Genomic DNA, 23,032 nt, shown 5'->3' on the forward strand with positions numbered 1-23,032 from the left:
AACCAGACTCGGGGGCCCGCTGGATAGGCTCGGCCTATGGCGAAGAACAGGGAGACCCCCGTCGTGCTGTCGCGCATCTACACCCGGACGGGTGACGACGGCACCACGGCGCTCGGCGACATGTCCCGCACCCGCAAGACCGACCCGCGGCTCGCGGCCTACGCCGACGTGGACGAGGCGAACGCCGCGATCGGCGTCGCGCTCACGATGGGCGGCCTCGGCGAGGACGTCGCCACCGCGCTCGTCCGCGTCCAGAACGACCTGTTCGACGTCGGCGCCGACCTGTGCGCCCCCGTCGTCCCCGACCCCGAGTACCCGCCGCTGCGCGTCGACGCGTCCTACGTGGAGCGCTTGGAGGGCGTCTGCGACGAGTTCAACGAGGGCCTGGAGCCGCTGCGCAGCTTCATCCTCCCCGGCGGAACGCCCGGCGGCTCCCTCCTGCACGTCGCCCGCACCGTCACCCGCCGCGCCGAGCGCACCGCGTGGGCCGCGATCGAGGCGCACGGCTCCGCCCCCCTGGACGAGTCGGGCCGTCCCACCGAGGACGCGGCGGCCGACGGCGTGAACCCGCTGACCGCCAAGTACCTCAACCGCCTCTCCGACCTGCTGTTCATCCTCGGCCGCGTCGCGAACGCCGAGCACGGCGACGTCCTGTGGAAGCCGGGCGGAGAACGCTGACACAGAACGGGGGGTGGGGTTAACCCCACCCCCGACTGTGTAGTCCCCCACCTCGTGGTTCACGGCGTCGGCCCTGGAGAATGAAGGAACTCGCTTCTCCAGAGAAAGACGCCACGTTCATGAGCCTGACCGCGAAGACCCTCCTCCCGGCCGCCGCGCTTCTGGCCGTCCTGCCGCTCTCCGCGTGCGGCGGCAGCCTCAGCGTCGGCCTCGCCAACTCCGAGAAGGATCAACGCACGTACACGGTGTCCGAGAAGGTCACCAGCATGAAGGTCACCGGGCACACCGGCAGGGTCGAGATCGTCGGCGCGGACGTCCCCACCGTCAAGGTCACCGAGAACCTCCGGTTCACCAAGAACGGCCGTCCCGACGTCAAGCACGAGGTGACGGGCGGCGCGCTCGAGATGTCCTACTCCTGCCCGGGGTCCATCTCCCTCAGCGGTCACGTGTGCGAGGTCGACTACCGCATCACCGTGCCGCGCGCCCTGGCGGCCGAGCTGCGCACCGACACCGGCGCCATCGTCGTCAGCGGCATGACCGGCTCGGTCACCGCCCGCGCCAACACCGGCACCATCACGGGCACCGGGCTGCGCCCCGTCGCGTCCGCGCACATCAGCGCCCGGACCGACACCGGCAGCGTCCGGCTCAGCATGGCCTCGGCCGCCGCCGAGGTGTCGGCGCGGGCCAACACCGGTCACATCAAGATCGTCGTTCCGGGTGCCCAGAAGTTCGCCGTCAGCGCGGACACCAACACGGGCGAGAAGCAGGTCAACATCCCCACGGACCCCGGCGCGCCCCACACCATCAAGGCGCAGACCGACACCGGCGACGTCACCATCTCCGCCGCCTGAGACCACGAAAGCCCGGCCTGTGCCGCACACGGGTCCGGGCATGGACACCGCGCAACCCCACGGGGCTGAGACCGCCGGCCGGCGGAATCAGCCCGCGCGAGCACGCGACCGATCTCCGACCGCCGTCCGAGCGACGTCGCGTGCCCGGGCTTCCGGTCCGCGTCCCGACCATCTGGCGAGGGCGCGGGCGCGGACCGGAGACCCGGTGATCGTCAGCGGACGAGGTGGCTTCCGCGGTACAGCGGAGCGGTCGGCGCCGGCTTGGCGTAGCTGCGGCCCGTGCGGAGGGCCTCGCCGTTCACCGGCAGGGTGCTCTTCGCGAACGACTGGACGGCGAAGGCGACGCCGTCGGCGTTGGTGTCGAGCAGACCCCAGTTGATGTTGGTGATGCGGTCGCACTTGGCGTGGTAGCAGACGTCGTACGGCTGGCCCGCCTTGCCGCCGAAGAGCTTGGCCTCCTCCGCGCTCTTGAGGCCCTCGGCGCCGGTGTCGATGCCGCCGGCCGGGATGCCCGCCTCGAGGAAGGGCCCGTAGTCGGAGCGGCCGTTGAAGTCGCTCGGGACGGTCGGCAGCTTCCGCTTGCCGTAGTAGTCGTTGATGACCTTCTGGATCGCGGCAGAGCCGTGCGGGGCCGTCGGGTCCGAGCCGTTGTAGACGCCGCGGACGCCGTTCGGGGACGCGGTCATGTCGAAGTTCAGGTTGAGCGCGATCTTCGCCTTCTGGGCGGCGGAGAGCGACGTGACGTAGTGCTCGGAACCGAGCAGGCCCTCCTCCTCGGCGCCCCACCAGGCGAAGCGGATCTTGTTCTTCAGACCCTTCTTGCCCAGCTTGCCGACCTTCTGGGCGATGGTCAGGATCGTCGAGGTGCCCGAGCCGTTGTCGTTGACGCCGGGACCCGCGTCCACACTGTCCAGGTGCGCGCCCACGACCACGACGTTGTCGGAGCTGCCGTACCTGGTCTCCGCGATGACGTTGCTCGCGGTGCGCTTCTCGTTCAGCGTGTCGGTCTTGATGTGCAGCTTCAGGCCGCCCGCGTTCGCGAGTCTCACCAGCTCCGAGCCGACCTTGTAGGTCGGGCCCACGGCCGGGATGGCGACCGGACCGCCGAGGGTGCCGCCCACCGGGCCGTCCGCGACGGTCGGCTTCTGGTAGATGACGACCGCGACGGCGCCCGCGGTCTTGGCGTTCGCGGCCTTGGTCGCGAAGTCACAGCCGCCGCGCTGGATCAGCGCGATCCCGCCCTTGGGGAAGGACGCGAAATCCCCGGTCTGGCAGCCCGCGTCGCCGTCGGCGTTGGGGGCCGGGGTGTCGACCGCGGCGGCGACCGCCGTCACGTCGCCCGCTCCGGAGTACTGGTAGGTCGTGAAGTCGGTGTCGAGCTTGTAGTCGACCTTGCCCGGCGCGGTCTGCCCGAAGGACGCCGGGGACCTCTCCTGGAAGTAGTCGAAGTCGAAGTTCTGGACGGTCGGCTTGTACCCGGCCTTCTTCAGCTGGCTGACCACGTACTTGGTCGAGACCGTGAAGCCGGCCTGGCCGGCGGACCGGTTGCCGCCGTTGTAGTCGGCGATCGTCTGGAGGTTCTCCAGGTGCCGCCTGATGTCCTTGGCGGTGACCAGTTTCGCGAGGTCCGGCGTGGCCGGGGCCGCGTTGGCGGACGGCACCACGAGACCGGTGGCGGCGAGCGCCGTGGCAGCGCCGATGGCGAACTTGCGCACATGAACTCCCGAAGGGGGACGAACAGGGTGCCAAGATCATGGTCATACCCGGCCAACTGCGACAAGTGTCGCCGAGATATTTGACCAAGGCGAGATATTTCCCACCAGATCAGTTAAGAATCCTGCACCGGGGAGTCCACCGGTGAACCGGGCGGCGCGGCCTCCAGCCACGCCAGGAACCCCGTCAGCGCGGACGCCCCCATCGCCAGCTCCAGCCGGCGCCCGCCGTCCCGCACCTCGACGATCGTGACGTCCGGCAGCAGCCCGGCCGCCTCCTCGCCCTGCGGGACGCGCCGTCCGGCGACGACAAGGCCCCGGCGGTGAATCACCTGCCGGGGCCTGCGTCTGAATCCGAACACGCGGTGCCACTGGAGCACGTCGCCCTTGTACCGCCCGAAACCGAGCCGCCACGGGCCGGCCGGACCGTCCGCCGAAGCACCGCCTACCGAAGCACGGTCCGCCGAACCACGGTCCGGCGAAGCGCCGTCCGGCGACGAACCCGCCGCGGCCGACCGCAGCTCGCGCAGCGAACACTCGACCGTGCCACCCGCCCGGACGAACAGCCAGCGCCGGACCGTGAGCACGCCGAACACCAGCGCGACCAGCAGGACGACGGCGGCGAGCACCGTGCCCGCGTCCAGAGCCAGGTGTCCGCCCAACGCCGTGGTTAGGCTTCCGAGCCCGCCGCGCGCAGCCGGGCCCGGGCCCGGCGCTCGGCCGTACCGTCCTGGTCCGCCCCCGCCGCCGTGAGCGCCTCGTCCAGCGCCCGGCGGGCGTCGGCGACGTCCACCTCGGAGCCCAGCTCGGCCTGCTCCGCGAGGACCGACACCTCGTCGTCGGCGATCGAGAAGAACCCGCTGCCGACCATGGCGCTGACCCACTCGCCGCCGTCGGCCGGCTCGATCTTCACCACGCTGCCGTCCAGCAGGACGCCCAGCACCGGGGCGTGGCCCGGCATGATGCCGAGCTGGCCCTCGATGGTCTGCGCGACCACCATCTTGGCCTCGCCGGACCAGACCTCACGCTCCGGTGAGACCAGCCCGACCTTCAGGGTTGCCACGAATCATTCCTCCGAAAACTGGAGCGGACCACCGGCCCGCGCCCACCGCGAGGCGTGCGCGGACCGGCGGAGCGGACTACTTCTCCAGCTCCTTGGCCTTCTTCTCGACGTCCTCGATGCCGCCGCACATGAAGAACGCCTGCTCGGGGATGTGGTCGTACTTGCCCTCGCAGAGCGCCTTGAACGAGGCGATCGTCTCGTCCTTCGGCACGGTGACACCGGGCTGGCCGGTGAACTGCTCGGCCACGTACATCGGGTGCGACAGGAAGCGCTCGATGCGCCGCGCCCGCTGGACGGTGACCTTGTCCTCCTCGGACAGCTCGTCGATACCGAGGATCGCGATGATGTCCTGGAGTTCCTTGTACTTCTGCAGGATCCGGATGACCTCCTGCGCCACGGAGTAGTGCTCCTGGCCCAGGATCTGCGGGTCCATGATCCGGGAGGACGAGTCCAGCGGGTCCACCGCCGGGAAGATGCCCTTCTCGGAGATGCCACGCGAGAGCACGGTCCGCGCGTCGAGGTGCGCGAACGTGGTGTGCGGCGCCGGGTCGGTGATGTCGTCCGCGGGAACGTAGATCGCCTGCATCGAGGTGATCGAGTGACCGCGGGTCGAGGTGATGCGCTCCTGCAGCTCGCCCATCTCGTCCGCGAGCGTGGGCTGGTAGCCCACCGCGGACGGCATGCGGCCGAGCAGCGTGGAGACCTCGGAACCGGCCTGCGTGAAGCGGAAGATGTTGTCGATGAACAACATCACGTCCTGCTTCTGGACGTCACGGAAGTACTCCGCCATCGTCAGACCCGACAGGGCGACGCGCATACGCGTGCCCGGCGGCTCGTCCATCTGGCCGAAGACCAGCGCGGTGTCCTTGAGGACGTCCGCCTCGTCCATCTCGACCCAGAGGTCGTTGCCCTCACGGGTGCGCTCACCCACACCGGCGAACACCGAGGTGCCACCGAAGTTGCGCGCGACGCGGCGGATCATCTCCTGGATGAGGACGGTCTTGCCCACACCCGCGCCACCGAACAGACCGATCTTGCCGCCCTTGACGTACGGGGACAGCAGGTCGATGACCTTGATGCCGGTCTCCAGCATCTCGGTCCGCGACTCGAGCTGGTCGAACGCCGGGGGCTTGCGGTGGATCTCCCACCGCTCGGTGACGTTCAGCGACGCGGTCGGGACGTCCAGGGTCTCGCCCAGGGCGTTCCACACGTGGCCCTTGGTGATGTCACCGACGGGGACCGAGATGGCCGCGCCGGTGTCGACCACGGCGGCGCCGCGGGTCAGGCCGTCGGTCGGCTGCATGGAGACCGCGCGGACCATGTTGTCGCCCAGCTGCTGGGCGACCTCGAAGGTCAGCTTCTTGGTCTCGCCGCCGAGGGTGATCTCGGTGTGCAGCGCGTTGTTGATGCCGGGCACGGCGTCGGCGGGGAACTCCACGTCGACGACCGGGCCGATGACCCGGGTGACGCGACCGGTGGCCGTCGTCGTCTCCTCTACCTGTGCGGTCACTCTCTCACTCCCCGCCAGAATCGGCGAGCGCGTCAGCGCCACCGACGATCTCGCTGATTTCCTGGGTGATCGCGGCCTGCCGCACCTGGTTCATCTGGCGCGTGTAGACACCGATCAGTTCGTTCGCATTGTCGGTCGCCGACTTCATCGCGCGCCGCCGGGCCGCGTGCTCCGACGCGGCCGACTCCAGCATCATGTGGAAGATGCGGCTCTCGATGTAGTTCGGCAGCAGCAGGTCGAGCACGTCCGCGGCGGACGGCTCGAACTCGTACGCCGGGGGCGTACCGCCGTCGGTGGACGAGGTGTCCTCGATCTCCAGCGGGATCAGCCGGCGCACCTGGACCGCCTGGGTCAGCATCGAGACGAACTCGGTGTAGACCACGTGGATCTCACCGACCCCGCCCTCGGCGTCGGTCTTCAGGAAGTCCGCCGCCAGCCGCCGCCCGATGCCCTCGGCGTCGGGGAAGGACGGCCGGTCGCTGAACCCGGTCCACTGCGCGCCCATCTCCCGGCCCCGGAAGCGGTACCAGGTGACGCCCTTGTTGCCGACGACGTACGGAACCGGCTGCTTGCCCTCGGCCCGCAGCTTGGCGATCAGTGACTCGGCCTCGCGGATCACGTTGGCGTTGTAACCGCCCGCGAACCCGCGGTCGCTGGTGATGATCAGAACGGCCGTGCGCGCGTCCTCCGGCTGCTCCTCGAGCAGCGGGTGGTCGATCCCGACGTTGTGGCTGACCAGCGCGGTGAGGGCGCGGACGATCTGGTCGGCGTACGGCTTGGCCGCCGCCACCGCCGCCTGCGCCTTCACGATGCGCGACGTCGCGATCATCTCCTGGGCGCGCGTGATCTTCGCGGTGGACTTCACCGACCGGATCTGCTGCCGCAGTTGACGGATCTGGGCCATCGGATCAGCCCTTCTTGACGCGCTTGATCGTCTCCTGCTCGACGTCCTCGTCCGCGATCGGCTCGGCGGACTCGTCGCCGAGCAGGCCGCCCGAGCTGGTCTCGAAGCCCTTCTTGAACTCCGTGATGGCGTCCTTGAGGGTGGTCAGGCTGTCGTCGGAGAGCTGCCCGGTCTCGCGGATCGCGGTGAGCATGCCGCCGTGCTGGCGCTCGACGTGGTCGAGGAACTCGGCCTCGAACCGGCGGATGTCCTCCACCGGCACGTCGTCCAGCTCGCCGGACGTGCCCGCCCACACCGAGACGACCTGCTTCTCGACCGGGAACGGCGAGCCCTGCGGCTGCTTCAGCAGCTCGACCAGGCGGGCGCCGCGCTCCAGCTGGGCGCGGGAGGCCGCGTCCAGGTCGGACGCGAACGCCGCGAACGCCTCCAGGTCACGGAACTGGGAGAGCGCCAGGCGCAGGGTGCCGGCGACCTTCCGCATGCCCTTGATCTGCGCGGAGCCACCGACTCGGGAGACCGAGATACCGACGTTCACCGCGGGCCGGACGCCCTGGTTGAACAGGTCGGTCTCCAGGAAGCACTGACCGTCGGTGATGGAGATGACGTTGGTCGGGATGAACGCCGAGACGTCGTTGCCCTTGGTCTCGATGATCGGCAGACCGGTCATCGAGCCCGCGCCCAGGTCGTCCGACAGCTTCGCGCAGCGCTCGAGCAGACGCGAGTGCAGGTAGAAGACGTCACCCGGGTAGGCCTCACGGCCCGGCGGACGGCGCAGCAGCAGGGACACGGCGCGGTACGCCTCGGCCTGCTTCGACAGGTCGTCGAACACGATCAGGACGTGCTTGCCCTGGTACATCCAGTGCTGGCCGATCGCGGAACCGGTGTACGGCGCGATGTACTTGTAACCGGCCGGCTCGGACGCCGGGGCGGCCACGATCGTCGTGTACTCCAGCGCGCCCGCCTCTTCGAGGGTGCGGCGCACGTTGGCGATCGTGGAGCCCTTCTGGCCGACGGCGACGTAGATGCAGCGGACCTGCTTCTTCTCGTCGCCCGACTCCCAGGCTTCCTTCTGGTTCAGGATGGTGTCGATGCAGACCGTGGTCTTGCCGGTCTGCCGGTCACCGATGATCAGCTGCCGCTGACCGCGACCGATCGGGGTCATCGAGTCGATGGCCTTGATGCCGGTCTGCAGGGGCTCCTTGACCGACTGCCGCTGAACGACGGTCGGGGCCTGCAGCTCCAGCGCGCGACGCTCGGTCGACTCGATCGGGCCCTTGCCGTCGATCGGGTTGCCCAGCGCGTCCACGACGCGACCGAGGAAGCCGTCGCCGACCGGGGCCGACAGGACCTCGCCGGTGCGGCGGACCTTCTGGCCCTCCTCGATCTTGCTGGAGTCACCCAGGACAATGGCGCCGATCTCACGGACGTCCAGGTTCAGAGCCAGACCGCGCGTGCCGTCCTCGAACTCCAGGAGTTCGTTGGCCATCGCGGAGGGAAGGCCCTCGACGTGCGCGATGCCGTCGCCGGAATCGACGACGGTGCCGACCTCTTCGCGCGCGGCGGCCTCGGGCTCGTACGACTGGACGAAGCGCTCCAGCGCGTTCCGGATCTCATCCGGACGGATCGTCAGCTCCGCCATGATTCCTCTCTTGCTCCCTTGGGGCTCAGGTGGCTCGTCGGTGGCTCGTCGTGCCTGTGGTGCGACCGAGCGGCGCGAGCCGTCGCTCGTCAGCTGGCGAGCCGCCGGCGGACGTCGTCCAGCCGTCCGGCGATCGTGCCGTCGATGATCTCGTCCCCGATCTGGACCGACAGGCCGCCGATCAGGCTCGGGTCGAGCTCGATGTTGAGGTGTACTTGGTGGCCGTAGGCCGTGGCGAGCACGGCCGCGAGCCGGGTGCGCTGGTCGGCGGAGAGGTCCACCGGCGTGCGCACGAGCGCCACCAGCCGCTCCCGCCGCTTGGCGACGAGCCGGCCGTAGTCGGCCAGCCCGCTCTCCAGGCTACGTCCCCGGGGGCGCAGAACGAGCTCGGTGACCAGCTCCAGCGTCGCGGCGGTGACCTTGCCGCCGAGCAGCGCGTCGAGCAGGCCCGTCTTGCGCTCGTCCGGCAGCCCGGGCGACGACAGCGCCCCGCGCAGCGCGGGGTCGCCCTCCACCACCCGGGAGAACCGGAACAGCTCGTCCTCGAGGTCGTCGATCCGGTCGTCGGCCTCGGCGCGGGCGGCCTCGGCGGTGACCGCGAGGGTCTCCACCGCGTCCGACAGCTCCGAGGGCTTGGACCACTTCGTCCGCACGACATCGGCGACCAGCCCGAGAGCGGCCGGAGAGACCTTGCCCTCGAGCAGGACCTCGACGAGCCGCGCCTTGTCGGCGCCGTCCCGGGACGGGTCGGAGACCGCCCGCCGCAGGCCGTGCTCGCGGTCGAGCAGGTTCAGCACCGCGAACAGGTCCGCGCCGAGCCGGCTCAGGTCGGCGGACGGGATGACCGTCTCGAGCCGCTCCTGGGCCGTGGCCAGCGACGCCCTGCTCACCGCTCCCGTGATGGTCATGATGTGATCTGCTCCCGCGTGCTCGCGCGTCCCTCGAGCTCCTCGAGGAACCGGTCGACGACGCGGCTCTGCCGGGCGCTGTCCTCGAGGGACTCGCCGACGACCTTGCCCGCCAGCTCGACCGACAGGGTGCCGATCTCGGCGCGCAGCGACTGGAGCGCCTGCTGCCGGTCGGCCTCGATCTGGGCGTGCGCCGACTCGACGATCCGCCGGGCCTCGGCCTGGGCCTGCTCGGTGATCTCCGCCTTGATCTGGGCGCCCTCCTCGCGAGCCTCCTCGCGAAGCCGGGCGGCCTCCTTGCGGGCCTCGGCGAGCTGGGCGTGGTACTGCGCCAGCGTCTCCTTGGCCTCGTCCTGCGCGGCCTCGGCGCGCTTGAGGCCGCCCTCGATCGCGTCCGTCCGCTCGGCCAGCGTCTTCTGGATCTGCGGGACGAGCTTCCAGCCGACCAGGATCAGGACGATCAGGAACGCGATCGTGCCGAAGATCAGCTCAGAGGCTTCTGGGACCAGAGGGTTTTCCGAAGCCAGAATCATCTAGTTCCCACCTTCCGAATCAAGTAGTGGAAGGTCGGCTTACTTGTGCACGAAGGGCACGACGAAGCCGATGAGGGCGAGCGCCTCGGTGAGCGCGAAGCCCAGCAGCATGTTCTGGCGGATGACGTTGGTCAGCTCGGGCTGGCGAGCGATCGCCTGCACACCCTGACCGAAGATGATGCCCACGCCGATGCCCGGGCCGATGGCGGCAAGGCCGTACGCGACGGACCCGAGGTTGCCGGTGACGGCGGCGACAGCACTCATGCTCTTTCCTTTTCACTCGACCGGCGGGAATCTCTCCGCCGGAGGGTTGCTTGGTTGCGGGTGGTTCTGATCAGTGGTCCGCGTGCAGGCCGCTCTGGATGTAGCTGGCGGCGAGCAGCGTGAAGATGAACGCCTGGAGAGCCTGGATGAAGAGCTCGAAGGCCGTCATCACGATGGTCATCAGGAAACCGACGACCCCGACTCCGGCGCCCAGGACGGTGAGCTTCTCCACCAGGAACCAGTAGGCGACCGAGGCGAAGAAGGCGAGCAGCAGGTGGCCGGCGAACATGTTCGCGAACAGCCGGACCGAGTGCGTGAACGGGCGCAGGATCAGGTTCGAGAGGAACTCGATCGGCGCGAGGATCACGTACAGCGGCTTGGGCAGGCCGGGCGGGAACATCATGTTCTTGAAGTAGCCGACCACGCCCTGGTGCTTGATGCCCAGGAAGAGCATCATCAGGTACACCGTGATCGCGAACACGATCGGGAACGCGATGTGCGAGTTCACCGGCAGGTACAGAACCGGGACGACGCCCATCCAGTTCATGAACAGGATGAAGAAGAAGGTGGAGAACAGGAACGGCATCCACCGGTCCCCGTCCTTGCCGAGCATCGGCCGCGCGACCTGGTCGCGGACGAACAGGTAGGCGACCTCACCCACGTTCTGCATGCCCCGGGGCACCAGCTTCGCGCCGGCGAACGCGCGCCACGCGAAGACGATGGCGAGCAGCCCGGCGAGGGCGACGATCAGGGTGGGCTTGGTGAGCCAGTGCAGCCACGAGGGACCGTCGGGGAACAGCGGCCCCCAGTGGAAGATTTCGAGGCCGGGTGCCTCGAACTCGTCTCCACTGCCGGAGGCGAGGAGGTGCGGCGCGCTCACGCGGCAGTCCCTTCGTCAGTGACTCGGCAAGTCAGTCGGTGGTTCTTCGTCGGCTGCGTGCCCGGGGGCAGCGGCGGCGTTCCAAAGTCGGCGTAGGGCTTCGCGGCTGCGGGCGGAACGTGCCGGGGCTGTCGCCTCAGCTCGATCGCCCGTAGCGATGGAAGACCAGGTAGAGCGCGAGAGCAAGGCCCACCAGGATTCCGATGGGGAGCAGCGCCGAGGTGCCCAGCCATCGATCCAGCAGCCAGCCGAGTCCGCCGTACACCGCCATCCCGCTCAAGATGTAGCTCGGGATCGACCAGGCGGCGTTGGCGAAGCCTCGGTGTTCCGCATCGATTCGATCCTGCTCGGACTCCTCGGAGTCCTGCGGATCGGGCCGGTGCCCCTCCTCGCTCATCGCAGGACGGACCATAGCAGGCCACCCCCCCGGTGGTCATATTGGAGTAGTCCAATCCCGCCATGATCATCCGAGCGTTCATCACGGGCTCCGGTCCGCCGGAGTGGCGACGTCCTGCACGGACACGTCCTGCGCCTGGGCGTTCTGCCCGGACGGGGCGGGGTCGACGTAGAGCTGCTTGGCCTTCAGCGTGGTGCGGATCTCGGCGCCGAGCCAGACGAGGGTCAGGGCGACGACGGTGAACGCGAACGACCTCGGGTCCCACGCGGTGGCGTCACTGAAGGCGGCGATCAGCGCCAGCATCACGAGCAGCTTGCCGATGTAGCTGAAGACGGCGGCCGCGAACATCATCTGCGGCGAGATCCGCGACGCGTAGCTGACCGCCACGACGCTGATGGAGAAGAAGACCAGGACCGTGACCGTGCCGAGCCCCGCGCCGATGGCGCCCTTGGTCCCGGCGAGCAGTGCCCCGAGGACGATGGCGACGACCCCGGCGACCGCCGAGGGGATCGCGGCGCCGCGTAGCATCCGGGCGTCGGAAGTATGCATGTGGGCTCCGAGCGGTCACTTTCAGTGGTCGGCTCTTGTTAGTGAAAGGTATCACAAGCGTCCAGAACGTCCACAATTACCCAAGATGTAATGAATGAACGCTCCCCCAACGTTACCTGCGCACCACGGACTGTAGCTCAGGTCAACGTTCGGATTCCGCGGAACGCCGTGGGGCACGCCGGACCTCCGGCACGTCCACCGCGTCCCTGCGGCGACGGCGTCAGTCTAGGAGCAACCCGTCCGTGCTCCGACCGTCCGGACGGTTCGGTCAGATGTGCTGGCGGTGCTTGCCGGTGCCCGTGTCGGGAATGTCCGTGCCAGGCGTCTGAGCTGCGGCGACGTCCGGAAGAGCGAGCTCCGCGGCGATGGCCGGAACGGCCGTTCCGAGCGGGACGGCGGGGGCCGGATCGGGGACGGCGGCGGCCGCGGCGCGGCGGCGGGCCAGGCGCGGCAGCACGATCATCAGGACGACGCCGCCGACCGCGACGGTCAGCGTCGCCGACCCCACCAGGACCAGGTTGCTGGTGGTGGCCATGCCCATCAGCCCGCCGGCGAGCAGGCCCACCCAGAAGTACATGATCAGGACGGCGCGGCGGACCGAGTGCCCGAGCTCCAGCAGCCGGTGGTGCAGGTGCCGCTTGTCGGGACTGAACGGCGAGCGGCCGTCGTTGGTGCGCCGCCAGACCGCGAGCAGCATGTCGACGAACGGGACGGCCGCGACCAGCGGCACCAGCAGCAGCGGCACGTACAGCGGGAACAGCCGGTAGGTGCCGATGATGGCCGGGTCGAACTGGCCGGTCAGCATGATCGTCGAGCCGGACAGCAGCAGCCCGATGAGCATCGAGCCGGTGTCGCCCATGAAGATCCGGGCCGGGTTGAAGTTGTGCGGCAGGAAGCCCGCGCAGATCCCGACCAGCACGGCGGCGGTCAGCGTCGGACCGCTCAGCGTCGTGATGCCCTTGGCGTGCGACAGCAGGTAGGCGTAGGAGAACAGGGCCAGCGAGGCGATGCCGACGACGCCCGCGGCCAGGCCGTCCAGGCCGTCGATGAAGTTCACCGCGTTGATCGTCGCGACCACGACCAGCACGGTCAGCGGGACGCCGTAGGCGGGCGGCAGCGACAGCGGCTCACCGCTCGGCAGGGGCAGCACGTACAGCTGGATGCCCTGCATGATGAAGATCCCGGCGGCGGCGACCTGCCCGGCGAACTTGGTGAGCGGGTCGACCTCCCAGCGGTCGTCGGCGATGCCGAGCAGCACGATCAGCCCGCCCGCGAGCAGCAGCGCGCGGCCCACGTTCACGTCGCCCTCGGCCAGCACCTGCCGCATCTTCGGCAGCCCGGACGCCACGATCAGCGCCCCCACCATGCCGAGGAACATCGCCAGGCCGCCCAGCCGCGGCGTCGGGATGACGTGGACGTCCCGGTCGCGCGGCACCGCCTGGGCGCCGAACCAGACCGCGAACTTCCGGACCGCCGGGGTGACCAGGTAGGTCACCAGGGCGGCCACGAGGATGGTGAGCAGGTACTCGCGCAACGCCCCGCGCCTCCCCTCGGCATCGGTCCTGGGCGGGGCCCCGCGGCCCCACGGAGATGTCTACGTACGGCGGGCACCGAATGGTTCCGCCAATGGTTCCGCATCGTTCACCCTGGTGGTGTTCCGGGCCAACTCTATTCCTCCCGTCCGTCGCATGGCGCACATTGGGCGCACAGTGCCGCCGTCCCGGCGATCCCCAGCGCGATCCCCGCCATGGTCAGATCCCCCAGTGACACGGCCCAGAGCCCGTAGCGATCAACGTCGACGGCGGCGTCCCCGAGAACCGCGAGAACCGCCGCCAGCAGCAGGATCCGGCCGGTCAGAGCGCGCCGCGCGAGCCCCTTCGAGCCCACGGGCCGCACCGGGTCGGCGAGCCGCCCCGCGGGCCCGGGACGCCCCAGCATCCATGGCAGGAGGGCGACGGTCAGGGCCAGCAGGCCGGTTCCGGCCCACCCGGCGTCCCAGTAGGGCCGGACGTACCGGGGCGGCCGCGGCGCGATGGCGTTCCCGGGTAGCCGTACCCGGACGGTCATGCCCTCATGCGGGTCGAGCCCGCTCTGGAGGAAGTCCACGGCGTAGGGGCCGTCCCGGTCCCGCTGGCAGGGGACGGTCACGTCGCCGTGCCCGGCCCGGCAGGACGTCTTCCAGTGCATGGTCGGCGATTCCAGCCGGACGGCGGCGTTGGCGATCGGGACGTTCCAGGTGGTGCCGATCGCGTCCCACCGCATCTCCCAGCGTCCGTCCGGCAGTGGCGCGAACAGCCGTCCGATCTCGTACTCGATCACGTACGCCTGCGGCCCGCGGACGATCCGCCGGTCGTCCCCGACGGTGATCTGGAGATCATGCGGCAGCGTGAGGGTCCGCACCCGCGCCGGGGCCCCGGTGGACGAGCTGGTCCGCAGGTCGTCGATGTCGAACATCCGTTCGCCCCGCCGGTACGGCACCCGCCGCGCGAACCCGTGCCCGCCCTCGGACCCGAAGTCGTAGGTGATCGTCTCCCGGACGTCCACCACGCCGTCCCGGCGGATGGTCATGGTGACGTCGTAGGTCGGGATCGTCCCGCCGCCGGCGAACCTGCGGGGAGCCGGGGCCTCACGCGCACGCGCGGGCGCGGAGGACAACAGGACCAGCACGAGCGCGAAGACGCCCGCGACCGCGGCTCCACGGCTCCGCCCCGGCACCTCGCCCCCAGCCCTCAGCTCAGCCCGCCCCATGCTCCCACCGGCCACGGCGACCCGCCGCCCCAACGAGGCGATTACTCCCCGTCCCCTCCGGTCGCTCTGCGTCGAGGTTACGCGCCGAACCCGCCGACCGCCGATCCCGGGCAGAAACCGACTCCTGTGTGAAATCGAACCCAACGCGTAAAAGTGCACGTACAAGGGATGCCGATCTTGCTACGGTTGCGATCTTCTGCCCCGCCCGCACCCCCTCATTCAGTACAACGGAGGAACGCATGCGACGTATCGCCACCGTGGCGGTCACCACCGGCGCCCTGGCTGCCGGTCTTCTGGTCAGCGCGGGCGCCGCCAACGCCGACCAGGGCTTCTCCCAGTCCGCCAAGCTGCCCACCGCCTCCGGCGTGCAGGCCGCGGCCTCCCACTCTTGGGTCTCCAAGAACGGGTGGAGCACCATCAAGGCGTACGGGACGTACAACCGCACCAAGAGCGGCGTGAAGGTGAGCTTCTCCCTCGCCGACACCAAGCGCAACGGCTGGTCCCCGGCCGTCCAGTTCCGCACGAGCAACGGCAAGTACCTCTACACCTCGGGCGTGTACTACCTGAAGTACCGCGGCGTCCCGGCGGACTTCAAGTTCAGCCACTACTACGGCGTCTTCACCTCGAGCTACACCAAGCACCTCTACGTGCGCGAGGCCGGCGTCTCCGTCAAGAACACCAAGAAGATCGCCTACGGGCCGTGGAAGGCGCTCTACTAAGCCTTCTCCACATGATCATCTAGCGTGATCCCCGAATGGCCGGGCGGCCTCACCGCCCGGCCATTCGCCTTTCCCGACCCTTCTCGAGCCCTTCCCCGAGCCGTTCGGCCGACGGCCGTCCAGCCTTTCCGGGGTCGGATTCGGCCGTTCTCTGGAAAATGTGACCAAGGACACAGGCTGATCGGGCACTTTTCAGAGGCTTATGTTTCCGCAGGTCAGGATGCCTTTGAGGCGGCCCGGGCGGGTGGTTCCAGACCTGTCCCGAGGGTGCTTGGACGCCGCTTGAAGCACCCCGGTTCCCGATCCATCGGACATTGCTGTGCGTCACGAATGGTGTCGAAACGGGTGAGGAAGGCCCTGCTACGGTTACGGCGATCTTCACCCCGCATTCCCCATAAAACGGAGGATCCATGCGACGCATCGCCACCGTGGCGATCACTTCCGGCGCCCTGGTCGCCGGACTGATGGCGACCGGCGGCAACGCCTTCGCCGACGGGGCCGCCAAGGCCACCGTCTCCAGCACGACGCAGGTCGCCCGCCCGGGCGCGCCCGTCGCGGGCGACGGCATGACGGCCCAGGGCAAGACGGCCTTCACCCTCAAGAAGTCCGGCCTGAGCGCGACCACCGCGTACGGCTACTACTGGTTCAGCAGCTACCACGGCAAGCCGGTCCGCGTCCTCGACGGCCGCGTCCGCGACAACGCCTACGGCCTGGACTCCTGCATGCAGGTCGTCTTCTGGCCGGGCCGGTACCAGAACCAGAAGCTGCGCGACGGCCAGATCATCTACAACACGCACGGCAAGGGCACCACCGCCCGCCTCGTCATCTCGTCCTACCTCACGGGCAAGATGTACATGCGCGAGTGCGAGGGCTACCCGGTCCGGGGCGGCTTCCACATCTCGCACGGCGGCAAGTGGCGCATCTTCTACTGATCGGCCCCGCCCGCCGGGCTGACGTCCGGCAGGCGTGATCAGTAGCGGGAACGACGACGGGGGCTTCACCGCAGCGGCTGCGGTGAAGCCCCCGTTTCGTCGTTCTCCCGCCACCCACGTCCGCTATCGCGGGGTTCGTTGGGTTTTGGACGTGGGCAGGACTCCCGGAAGGGGGTCAGAAGGCGCTCAGGAGGCCGTGCCCGGCTCGTCCTTGCGGGGCTGGGGCTTCGCCTCTCCCCCGGGCGCCTCGCCGCGCTGCGCACCGCTCGCGGCCTCGGGCTCCTCGCCGTCCTTCCGCTCCGCTTCGGCGGGCTTCGCCGGGTAGGTCTCCTCGACGGCCTGGGCGTCCGGCCTGATGTCGTCCTCGTCGGTGAGCAGGACGCCGACGACCGCGCGGATCTTGTCCTCGGAGATCGCGCCGAGGCGCAGCAGGCGCGGGATCGGGCCGGTCAGGTCCACGATCGTGGACGCGTCGCCCTGCGAGACCCGGCCGCCGTCCAGGTACACCTCGACCGAGTCGCCGAGCATCTCCTCGGCCTCGCCCGCGTCCCGGGCGGCCGGACGGCCCGACAGGTTCGCGCTCGACACCGCGAGCGGGCCCGTCTCCTTCAGCAGCTCCACGGCCAGGCTGTCCATCGGCATGCGGACGGCGACGGTGCCCTTGGTCTCCCCCAGGTCCCACATCAGGTTGGGGTTGGCGCGGCACACGAGCGTCAGCGCGCCCGGCCAGAACTCGTCGATCAGGTCCTGCCCGTAGGTGCCGAGATCGTCGATCAGGGCGGTCGCCGCGCGCACCGAGCCCACCAGAACCGGCGGGGGCATGTTGCGGCCGCGGCCCTTGGCGTTCAGCAGGCCCGTCACCGCGGACGGCGTGAACGCGTCCGCGCCGACCCCGTACACGGTGTCGGTCGGCAGGACGATCAGCTCACCGCGCCGGACGGCCGACACCGCCTCGGCGATCCCGCGCGTCCGCTCCATCGGATCCGAGCAGTCATAACGTCGGCTCACGGCTGTCCCCGTCGAAACTCGGCTTGCTGTGCTGACGTGGGAAAGCCTATCGGCGCCCGGGCAGTGCGCGTGCGCGGGCCGGGCGGCGGAGGGCGTGGGCCGGGCGGCGGGGCAGGGCGGGGGTCAGGTCGTGCCGAGGCGGGCGGTGACGAAACGGTCCCGGCCGACGAGGTCCTTGTGGTTGCGGACGTCCCGCCAGCCGTTCTCCTCGGCGAAGATCCAGTAGACGGCCGTGCCCTGGAGGTCGCTGTGCTCGACCGCGACGTGGCCGCCGGGACGCAGCAGGCGGCGGGCGGTGCGCTCGACCACGCGGATCGCGTCCAGGCCGTCCTCGCCGCCGCCCCACAGGGCGTCCGCCGGGTCGTGGTCGCGGACGTCGGTGGGGACGTACTCCCACTCGCTCATCGGGATGTACGGCGGGTTCGACACGACGAGGTCGACGGTGCCGTTCAGCTCGGGCAGGGCCGCCGAGAAGTCGCCCAGGTGCAGCCTGACCTGGCCGCGCTCGTCGAGGTCCTCGACGTTGCGGTCGGTGTGGACGTAGGCGGTCGGGTCCTTCTCGACCGCGTGGACGCGGGCTCGGGGCGCCTCCTGGGCCAGCGAGAGCGCGATCGCGCCCGAGCCGGTGCCGAGGTCGACGACGAGCGGGTCCTGGACGTCCATGTCGCGGAGGGTCTCCAGCGCCCAGCCGACCATGACCTCGGTCTCGGGGCGGGGGACGAACACCCCCGGGCCGACCTTCAGCTCCAGATACCGGAAGAACGCGCGCCCGGTGATGTGCTGCAGCGGCTCGCCCGCCTCACGGCGCGCCACGTACTCCCAGAACAGCGCGTCGAACGCGCCGTCCGGGACGGTGTGCAGCTCGGCGCGGCTCACGTTGTGCACGGCGGCCGCGAGCTCCTCGGCGTCCGCGCGCGGGGAGGCGACCCCGGCGTCGGCGAGCCGTGCCGTGGCCCTGGCGATCTCGTCGAGCAGCAGGTTCATGACGACTGCTGGGCCTCCGCGAGGCGTCGCTCGGTGTCGGCGTCCACGAGGGCCTGGACGACGTTGTGCAGGTCGCCGTCGAGCACCTGGTCGAGGTTGTACGCCTTGTAGCCGACCCGGTGGTCGGAGATCCGGTTCTCCGGGTAGTTGTAGGTGCGCACCCGCTCGGACCGGTCGACGGTCCGGACCTGGGACTTGCGCTCGGCGGACGCCGCGGCCTCCGCCTCCTCCTGCGCCATCGCCAGCAGCCGGGACCGCAGGATGCGCAGCGCCTGCTCCTTGTTCTGGAGCTGGGACTTCTCGTTCTGGCAGGAGACGACCACGCCGCTCGGCAGGTGCGTGATGCGGACCGCCGAGTCGGTGGTGTTGACCGACTGCCCGCCCGGCCCGGACGACCGGTAGACGTCGATGCGCAGGTCGTTGGGGTCGATCTGGACGTCCACCTCCTCGGCCTCCGGGGTGACCAGCACGCCGACGGCGGAGGTGTGGATGCGGCCCTGCGACTCGGTCGCGGGCACCCGCTGGACGCGGTGGACGCCGCCCTCGAACTTCAGCCGGGTCCAGACGCCCTCGGCGTCGGCGGTGCCGGACTTGTTCTTCACCGCGACCGTGACGTCCTTGTACCCGCCGAGGTCGGACGGGTGGGTGTCGATGATCTCGGTCTTCCAGCCGATCCGCTCGGCGAACCGGAGGTACATGCGGAGCAGGTCGCCGGCGAACAGGGCCGACTCCTCGCCGCCCTCGCCCGCCTTGATCTCGAGGAGCACGTCCTTGTCGTCGCTGGGGTCGCGGGGCAGCAGCAGGTGCCGCAGCCGCTCCTCCAGGTCGCCGGCGCGCTTCTCCAGCTCCTCGGCCTCGGCGGCGAACGCCGGGTCCTCACCCGCCAGCTCACGGGCGGCGGCGAGGTCGTCCTCGGTCGAGCCCAGTTCCCGGTAGGTCTCGACGATCGGGCGCAGCTGGGCATACCGCTTGCCCAGTTTGCGGGCGAGCGCCTGGTCGGCGTGGACCGACGGGTCGGCGAGCCGTCCCTCGATGTCGGTGTATTCGCTGATGAGTTCGTCGAGTTTCACGGTGGGTCCCGGCCTGGTAGCAGACTATGAGCGAGGCCCGGGGACGGCTCGTCCCCGGGCCCCCTCCTTGGCTGTGGTGCAGGCTGCGGGCTACTTGGCCTTCTTGCCGAAGCGCTGCTCGAAGCGCGCCACCCGGCCGCCGGTGTCCAGGATCTTCTGCTTGCCCGTGTAGAACGGGTGGCAGTTGGAGCAGACGTCGGAGGTGATGACGCCGTTCTCGGCGGTGCTCCGCGTCTCGAAGGTGTTACCGCACGTGCACGTCACCGTCGTGACGGCATAGTTCGGGTGGATGTCGGGCTTCACTGGTCTCTCCTCGCTCGGGGCGGTCGCCGGACGTCCCAGACGTGCGGGGCGCGAACCGGTACCGCAGCGCTTGCACACCAAGTGTGCCAGATACCCGAACGTGCCGAGGTCACCGGGCATTCCCGACCCGCCTCAATGATCTTGCTCCGGCCCGATCCCGCACCCCGGGACCCGGGCGATGACGAGCACGTTGTGCTCATATGCGGGTACCGAAGGTGACGAAAGGGCCGGACGCCGCCCGGGAAACCGAGCGGGCCACACCCAGGGTAGATCTCTGGAGGGGGTGGTCAGGCATGCCCGAGATAGGTGAGGACGGCCATCACCCGGCGGTGCTCGCCGTTCGCGGGCTGGAGGCCCAGCTTGGCGAAGATGCTGGAGATGTGCTTCTCCACCGCGCCCTCGGTGACGACGAGGTCGGCGGCGATCGCGCCGTTGGTGCGCCCCTCCGCCATCAGGCCGAGAACCTCCTGCTCACGCGGGGTGAGGTCCTTCAGGGGGTCGCCCACGCGGCGGCGGCTGAGCAGCTGGCCGATCACCTCGGGGTCGATCACCGTGCCGCCCCCGGCGATCCGGCGCACCGCGTCCACGAACTCCGCGATGTCCGACACCCGCTCCTTGAGCAGGTAGCCGACGCCCTGCGTGCCGCCGCCGATCAGGTCGGTCGCGTACCGCTCCTCCACGTACTGCGACAGCACGAGGATCGGCGTCCCGGGGAGGCGCTCCCGGACGGCCAGCGCCGCCCGGAGCCCCTCGTCGGTGAAGGACGGCGGCATCCGGACGTCCGCGACGACCAGGTCGGGACGGTGCTCCTGGACCGCCGCGAGCAGCCCCGTACCGTCACCGACCTGCGCGACCGTCTCGATCCCCTCGTCCGCCAACAGCCGGACGAGCCCCTCGCGCAACAGCACCGAGTCCTCGGCGATCACCACCCGCATGACCCCAGTATCCCGGCTGTTCAGGGCTGCTCCGCGCGTCATCGGCCGCTACGCCGGGCAGGCCTGGCGCTTGGCCGTCAGTTCCAGCGGCTTGCGGATCGAGCTGAGGCCCAGTTTCTTCGACGTCGGGCAGAACTTGGCCAGGGCCAGCTCGTACTCGGCGTGGAAGACGGCCTTGCCCGCCTTGATGAACGGGACCAGCTCGTTGCACTCGCCGTACTGGGCGCACTGCTCGTTGACCGCGAAGTCCATGGTCCCGACGAGCTGCGGGATCTGGTCGAGGTCGTTCTTCAGGCCGATCGCCAGGCCGCGCTTGTGCGCCTCGGTCGCCAGCATACGGTTGAACGCGAGCTGGTCGCGCGCGGTCAGCTTGAAGCCGGTGTCGTTCTTGTAGCCGTCCATCCAGTCGGGCTCGACGCCGTCGAAGCCCTTCTTCTTGCACTGGTCGAGCCGGGCGCCCCAGATCGGGCGCAGGACGTTCAGCTGCCGGATGTCCACCCAGCGCTCGCCCGGCCAGTCCGCGACCTTCTTGCCCAGCACCCGCGCCGGGAAGCGCTTGTAGTCCGGGCGCCAGTTCTCGGCCGAGCCGATCGCGGTGTAGCAGATCGTCCGGCGTCCGGCCTTCTTCAGCTTGGCGACCGTGGCGGCGGGCGTCTCGAACAGGTCCACGTCGAACACCTGTGCCTGGACGGACGTGTCGACACGTCCGCTGAGCTGCCATTGCCAGGTCGTCCGCGGCTTGGGCCGCCACCAGGACGCCGCGGCGCCCACCGCGGCCTGGTCCATCTTCTTCTCGGACGCCGTGTCGGCCGCCCGCTTCCCGCCCGTCCCACCGCAGGCACCGGCGGCCAGGACGGCCGTCAGGACGAGCGCGAGTCCTCGCATCGAACGCGACATGATGTTCCCCGTCAGCTATGTCGGCATTGATCCGATCATGCCAGGACGGGCGCTGCCATGATCACCAATCGCAGGGAAGATCCGCGCGGATCACCGTGGGACCGCCGGGCGGGCTGTCCACCGTAAGGATCCCGTCGATGGTCGCGGCCCGGTCGGCCAGCCCCGCGAGGCCGCCGCCCGGCTCGGCCGACGCGCCGCCCACGCCGTCGTCGGCGATCTCCACCACGACCCAGCCGGCCTCGCGCGTCACCTGAACGGACGCGCTCGTCGCCCGCGCGTACTTGGCGATGTTCGTCAGCGCCTCCGCCACCACGAAGTAGGCGATGCTCTCCACCGCGGCCGGGGGCCGCTCGGGAAGATCGACGCTCACCTCCACCGGGACGGACGCGCGTCCCGCCAGGCCGGACAGCGCCGCGTCCAGGCCCCGGTCGGTGAGGATCGCCGGGTAGATCCCCCGGGCCAGGTTGCGCAGCTCGACGATCGCCTCCTTGGCCCCCGCGTGCGCCTGCTCGATCAGCACGCGCGCGCCCTCCGGGTCGGCGTCCAGCTTGGAACGCGCCCGGCCGATGTCCATCGCGACCGACAGCAGCTGCTGCTGCGCGCCGTCGTGCAGGTCGCGCTCGATCCGGCGGCGCTCGGCCTCCACGGCGTCCACGCCGCGCGCCCGGCTCGCCCGCAGGTGCTCCGCGCGCTCCCGCAGCTGCGCGTTCTCCTCTTGCGAGCCGGACGCCCCGAGCAGCACCCGCGCCCACAGCGAGTGCGCCACCGCCATCGCCCGCGTGACGTACAACGCCGGGACGGCCAGGACGAGCCCGGCCAGCGTCGCCCACAACCCGACCAGCGGATCGTGGACGTACAGCGAGACCGGCCCGATGACGTACTGCATCCCGCCGCCCTGCGTGGCCACCAGCACCGGGGTCAGGACGAGCAGCCCCACCAGCGACCAGGAGCACAGCCACACCACGAACTCGGCCAGGGCGATCGGCAGCAGCAGGCCGAGGTAGATCAGGTCCTTCCAGGTCGCGGGGTCGGCCGCCATCGCCTTGATCTTGCCGAACACGTTGCGCCCGGCCGGCAGCGGACGGTACGGATCCTCGATCCGCAGCCCGAACGTCACCCGCAGCAGCCGCCGCTCGAACATCGCCCCGGCCCGCCAGAACGCCATCATGGCGACGAGCATGATCAGCCCGACCCACAGGGCCGACAGCGCGAACGACAGCAGCAGCCCGACGGACAGCGCGACGAACCAGAAGATCCCGAGTCCGAACGCCAGCGGGGCCTGCGCCACCGCCAGCCACGTCACCGGCGTCCGCAGCATCCTCAGCGGCCACCACGAGGCGTCCATGACGGACCTGCCCCACACCGTCCGCACGGACCTGTCCCACACCGTCCGGGCCGCCTCGCCCACCTGCGCCTCCACCTGTTCGTCCATGCCATCACCACCCTGCCCGACGCGCCCGACCCCCCGCCATGAAGAAGCCACCCGAGCCGTACTGGGGAAAACCCCACCCCGACCTGGGCGTCCGGCCGCGCGGAGAGGGAACCGGA

The 23,032-nt window shown here is 70.1% G+C and carries 25 protein-coding genes; 4 read left to right on the forward strand and 21 right to left on the reverse strand.

The genetic code is table 11. From position 1 onward, the window contains the following. Positions 1–36 precede the first annotated feature (36 nt). Positions 37–678, forward strand: coding sequence for a cob(I)yrinic acid a,c-diamide adenosyltransferase (locus EBO15_RS09070; RefSeq protein WP_122193882.1), 642 nt, complete (start codon positions 37–39; stop codon positions 676–678). A 119-nt stretch (positions 679–797) separates the two neighbouring features. Next, on the forward strand, positions 798–1,529 hold the full coding sequence (locus tag EBO15_RS09075) for a DUF4097 family beta strand repeat-containing protein (RefSeq protein WP_122193883.1): 732 nt from the start codon (positions 798–800) through the stop codon (positions 1,527–1,529). A gap of 212 nt (positions 1,530–1,741) precedes the next feature. Here the strand turns inward: EBO15_RS09075 and EBO15_RS09080 are convergent, their stop codons facing one another. The 14 genes from EBO15_RS09080 to EBO15_RS09145 form a co-directional block, all read right to left on the reverse strand. Next, entirely contained in the window at positions 1,742–3,244 is a 1,503-nt protein-coding gene (locus EBO15_RS09080) for a M28 family peptidase (RefSeq protein ID WP_122193884.1), read from the reverse strand. Positions 3,245–3,357: 113 nt separating this feature from the next. Beyond that, complete coding sequence (locus tag EBO15_RS09085; protein WP_122193885.1) at positions 3,358–3,903, reverse strand: DUF2550 domain-containing protein; 546 nt, start codon at positions 3,901–3,903, stop codon at positions 3,358–3,360. Between the two features lie 8 nt (positions 3,904–3,911). Beyond that, the gene (locus tag EBO15_RS09090; protein WP_122193886.1) at positions 3,912–4,304 is read right to left on the reverse strand and encodes a F0F1 ATP synthase subunit epsilon; all 393 of its coding nucleotides are present in this window, start codon (positions 4,302–4,304) and stop codon (positions 3,912–3,914) included. Positions 4,305–4,380: 76 nt separating this feature from the next. After that, positions 4,381–5,814 (reverse strand): F0F1 ATP synthase subunit beta, encoded by a 1,434-nt coding sequence (gene atpD / locus EBO15_RS09095; protein ID WP_122193887.1) that lies wholly within the window; start codon positions 5,812–5,814, stop codon positions 4,381–4,383. A gap of 4 nt (positions 5,815–5,818) precedes the next feature. Then, positions 5,819–6,718, reverse strand: a complete 900-nt coding sequence (locus EBO15_RS09100) for a F0F1 ATP synthase subunit gamma (protein ID WP_122193888.1) — start codon at positions 6,716–6,718, stop codon at positions 5,819–5,821. A gap of 4 nt (positions 6,719–6,722) precedes the next feature. Next, entirely contained in the window at positions 6,723–8,357 is a 1,635-nt protein-coding gene (gene atpA, locus EBO15_RS09105; protein ID WP_122193889.1) for a F0F1 ATP synthase subunit alpha, read from the reverse strand. A gap of 89 nt (positions 8,358–8,446) precedes the next feature. Beyond that, entirely contained in the window at positions 8,447–9,265 is an 819-nt protein-coding gene (locus tag EBO15_RS09110) for a F0F1 ATP synthase subunit delta (protein WP_122193890.1), read from the reverse strand. Continuing rightward, positions 9,262–9,798: a F0F1 ATP synthase subunit B gene (locus tag EBO15_RS09115; RefSeq protein ID WP_122193891.1), complete on the reverse strand. Its 537-nt coding sequence runs from the start codon at positions 9,796–9,798 to the stop codon at positions 9,262–9,264. The genes EBO15_RS09110 and EBO15_RS09115 overlap by 4 nt, the downstream gene beginning before the upstream one ends. Positions 9,799–9,837: 39 nt before the next feature. After that, positions 9,838–10,062: an ATP synthase F0 subunit C gene (gene atpE, locus EBO15_RS09120; RefSeq protein ID WP_122193892.1), complete on the reverse strand. Its 225-nt coding sequence runs from the start codon at positions 10,060–10,062 to the stop codon at positions 9,838–9,840. Between the two features lie 70 nt (positions 10,063–10,132). Continuing rightward, positions 10,133–10,942 carry a F0F1 ATP synthase subunit A gene (atpB, locus tag EBO15_RS09125; RefSeq protein ID WP_122193893.1) on the reverse strand — a complete coding sequence of 270 codons (810 nt, stop codon included), beginning with the start codon at positions 10,940–10,942 and terminating at the stop codon, positions 10,133–10,135. A gap of 136 nt (positions 10,943–11,078) precedes the next feature. After that, the gene (locus EBO15_RS09130; RefSeq protein WP_122193894.1) at positions 11,079–11,339 is read right to left on the reverse strand and encodes an AtpZ/AtpI family protein; all 261 of its coding nucleotides are present in this window, start codon (positions 11,337–11,339) and stop codon (positions 11,079–11,081) included. 81 nt (positions 11,340–11,420) lie between these two features. Then, the gene (locus EBO15_RS09135) at positions 11,421–11,888 is read right to left on the reverse strand and encodes a hypothetical protein (RefSeq protein ID WP_199744415.1); all 468 of its coding nucleotides are present in this window, start codon (positions 11,886–11,888) and stop codon (positions 11,421–11,423) included. Between the two features lie 268 nt (positions 11,889–12,156). After that, on the reverse strand, positions 12,157–13,422 hold the full coding sequence (locus EBO15_RS09140) for a glycosyltransferase family 4 protein (protein ID WP_122193895.1): 1,266 nt from the start codon (positions 13,420–13,422) through the stop codon (positions 12,157–12,159). Between the two features lie 134 nt (positions 13,423–13,556). Then, complete coding sequence (locus EBO15_RS09145; RefSeq protein ID WP_122193896.1) at positions 13,557–14,636, reverse strand: DUF2207 domain-containing protein; 1,080 nt, start codon at positions 14,634–14,636, stop codon at positions 13,557–13,559. 239 nt (positions 14,637–14,875) lie between these two features. Between EBO15_RS09145 and EBO15_RS09150 the strand changes: the two genes are divergently transcribed. After that, positions 14,876–15,355 (forward strand): hypothetical protein, encoded by a 480-nt coding sequence (locus EBO15_RS09150; protein ID WP_122193897.1) that lies wholly within the window; start codon positions 14,876–14,878, stop codon positions 15,353–15,355. Positions 15,356–15,765: 410 nt separating this feature from the next. Then, positions 15,766–16,287, forward strand: coding sequence for a hypothetical protein (locus EBO15_RS09155; RefSeq protein ID WP_122193898.1), 522 nt, complete (start codon positions 15,766–15,768; stop codon positions 16,285–16,287). A 186-nt stretch (positions 16,288–16,473) separates the two neighbouring features. Here the strand turns inward: EBO15_RS09155 and EBO15_RS09160 are convergent, their stop codons facing one another. From EBO15_RS09160 to EBO15_RS09190, 7 genes are all read right to left on the reverse strand, one after another. After that, positions 16,474–17,295 carry an L-threonylcarbamoyladenylate synthase gene (locus tag EBO15_RS09160; protein WP_122193899.1) on the reverse strand — a complete coding sequence of 274 codons (822 nt, stop codon included), beginning with the start codon at positions 17,293–17,295 and terminating at the stop codon, positions 16,474–16,476. A 123-nt stretch (positions 17,296–17,418) separates the two neighbouring features. Then, complete coding sequence (gene prmC, locus EBO15_RS09165; RefSeq protein ID WP_122193900.1) at positions 17,419–18,279, reverse strand: peptide chain release factor N(5)-glutamine methyltransferase; 861 nt, start codon at positions 18,277–18,279, stop codon at positions 17,419–17,421. After that, the gene (gene prfA / locus EBO15_RS09170; RefSeq protein ID WP_122193901.1) at positions 18,276–19,349 is read right to left on the reverse strand and encodes a peptide chain release factor 1; all 1,074 of its coding nucleotides are present in this window, start codon (positions 19,347–19,349) and stop codon (positions 18,276–18,278) included. Before prfA ends, prmC begins: the two co-directional genes overlap by 4 nt. 90 nt (positions 19,350–19,439) lie before the next feature. Next, on the reverse strand, positions 19,440–19,652 hold the full coding sequence (gene rpmE, locus EBO15_RS09175) for a 50S ribosomal protein L31 (protein ID WP_122193902.1): 213 nt from the start codon (positions 19,650–19,652) through the stop codon (positions 19,440–19,442). Positions 19,653–19,939: 287 nt separating this feature from the next. After that, positions 19,940–20,587 (reverse strand): response regulator transcription factor, encoded by a 648-nt coding sequence (locus EBO15_RS09180; RefSeq protein WP_122193903.1) that lies wholly within the window; start codon positions 20,585–20,587, stop codon positions 19,940–19,942. A gap of 48 nt (positions 20,588–20,635) precedes the next feature. After that, on the reverse strand, positions 20,636–21,484 hold the full coding sequence (locus EBO15_RS09185) for an endo alpha-1,4 polygalactosaminidase (RefSeq protein WP_122193904.1): 849 nt from the start codon (positions 21,482–21,484) through the stop codon (positions 20,636–20,638). 61 nt (positions 21,485–21,545) lie between these two features. After that, positions 21,546–22,916, reverse strand: a complete 1,371-nt coding sequence (locus tag EBO15_RS09190) for a sensor histidine kinase (protein ID WP_233616066.1) — start codon at positions 22,914–22,916, stop codon at positions 21,546–21,548. Between the last annotated feature and the right edge of the window lie 116 nt (positions 22,917–23,032).

This window comes from Actinomadura harenae, assembly GCF_003696215.1.
GTDB lineage: Bacteria > Actinomycetota > Actinomycetes > Streptosporangiales > Streptosporangiaceae > Spirillospora > Spirillospora harenae.

Bases quoted from the DNA above. Each gene is read 5' to 3' on its own strand.
- EBO15_RS09150 (WP_122193897.1), top strand. From the start codon at position 14,876: ATGCGACGTATCGCCACCGTGGCGGTCACCACCGGCGCCCTGGCTGCC.
- EBO15_RS09185 (WP_122193904.1), bottom strand. From the start codon at position 21,484: ATGTCGCGTTCGATGCGAGGACTCGCGCTCGTCCTGACGGCCGTCCTG.
- EBO15_RS09155 (WP_122193898.1), top strand. From the start codon at position 15,766: ATGCGACGCATCGCCACCGTGGCGATCACTTCCGGCGCCCTGGTCGCC.
- EBO15_RS09100 (WP_122193888.1), bottom strand. From the start codon at position 6,718: ATGGCCCAGATCCGTCAACTGCGGCAGCAGATCCGGTCGGTGAAGTCC.
- EBO15_RS09190 (WP_233616066.1), bottom strand. From the start codon at position 22,916: ATGGACGAACAGGTGGAGGCGCAGGTGGGCGAGGCGGCCCGGACGGTG.
- EBO15_RS09115 (WP_122193891.1), bottom strand. From the start codon at position 9,798: ATGATTCTGGCTTCGGAAAACCCTCTGGTCCCAGAAGCCTCTGAGCTG.
- EBO15_RS09070 (WP_122193882.1), top strand. From the start codon at position 37: ATGGCGAAGAACAGGGAGACCCCCGTCGTGCTGTCGCGCATCTACACC.
- EBO15_RS09110 (WP_122193890.1), bottom strand. From the start codon at position 9,265: ATGACCATCACGGGAGCGGTGAGCAGGGCGTCGCTGGCCACGGCCCAG.
- EBO15_RS09145 (WP_122193896.1), bottom strand. From the start codon at position 14,636: ATGGGGCGGGCTGAGCTGAGGGCTGGGGGCGAGGTGCCGGGGCGGAGC.
- EBO15_RS09130 (WP_122193894.1), bottom strand. From the start codon at position 11,339: ATGAGCGAGGAGGGGCACCGGCCCGATCCGCAGGACTCCGAGGAGTCC.
- EBO15_RS09075 (WP_122193883.1), top strand. From the start codon at position 798: ATGAGCCTGACCGCGAAGACCCTCCTCCCGGCCGCCGCGCTTCTGGCC.
- atpA (WP_122193889.1), bottom strand. From the start codon at position 8,357: ATGGCGGAGCTGACGATCCGTCCGGATGAGATCCGGAACGCGCTGGAG.
- prmC (WP_122193900.1), bottom strand. From the start codon at position 18,279: ATGAACCTGCTGCTCGACGAGATCGCCAGGGCCACGGCACGGCTCGCC.
- EBO15_RS09180 (WP_122193903.1), bottom strand. From the start codon at position 20,587: ATGCGGGTGGTGATCGCCGAGGACTCGGTGCTGTTGCGCGAGGGGCTC.
- atpE (WP_122193892.1), bottom strand. From the start codon at position 10,062: ATGAGTGCTGTCGCCGCCGTCACCGGCAACCTCGGGTCCGTCGCGTAC.
- EBO15_RS09135 (WP_199744415.1), bottom strand. From the start codon at position 11,888: ATGCATACTTCCGACGCCCGGATGCTACGCGGCGCCGCGATCCCCTCG.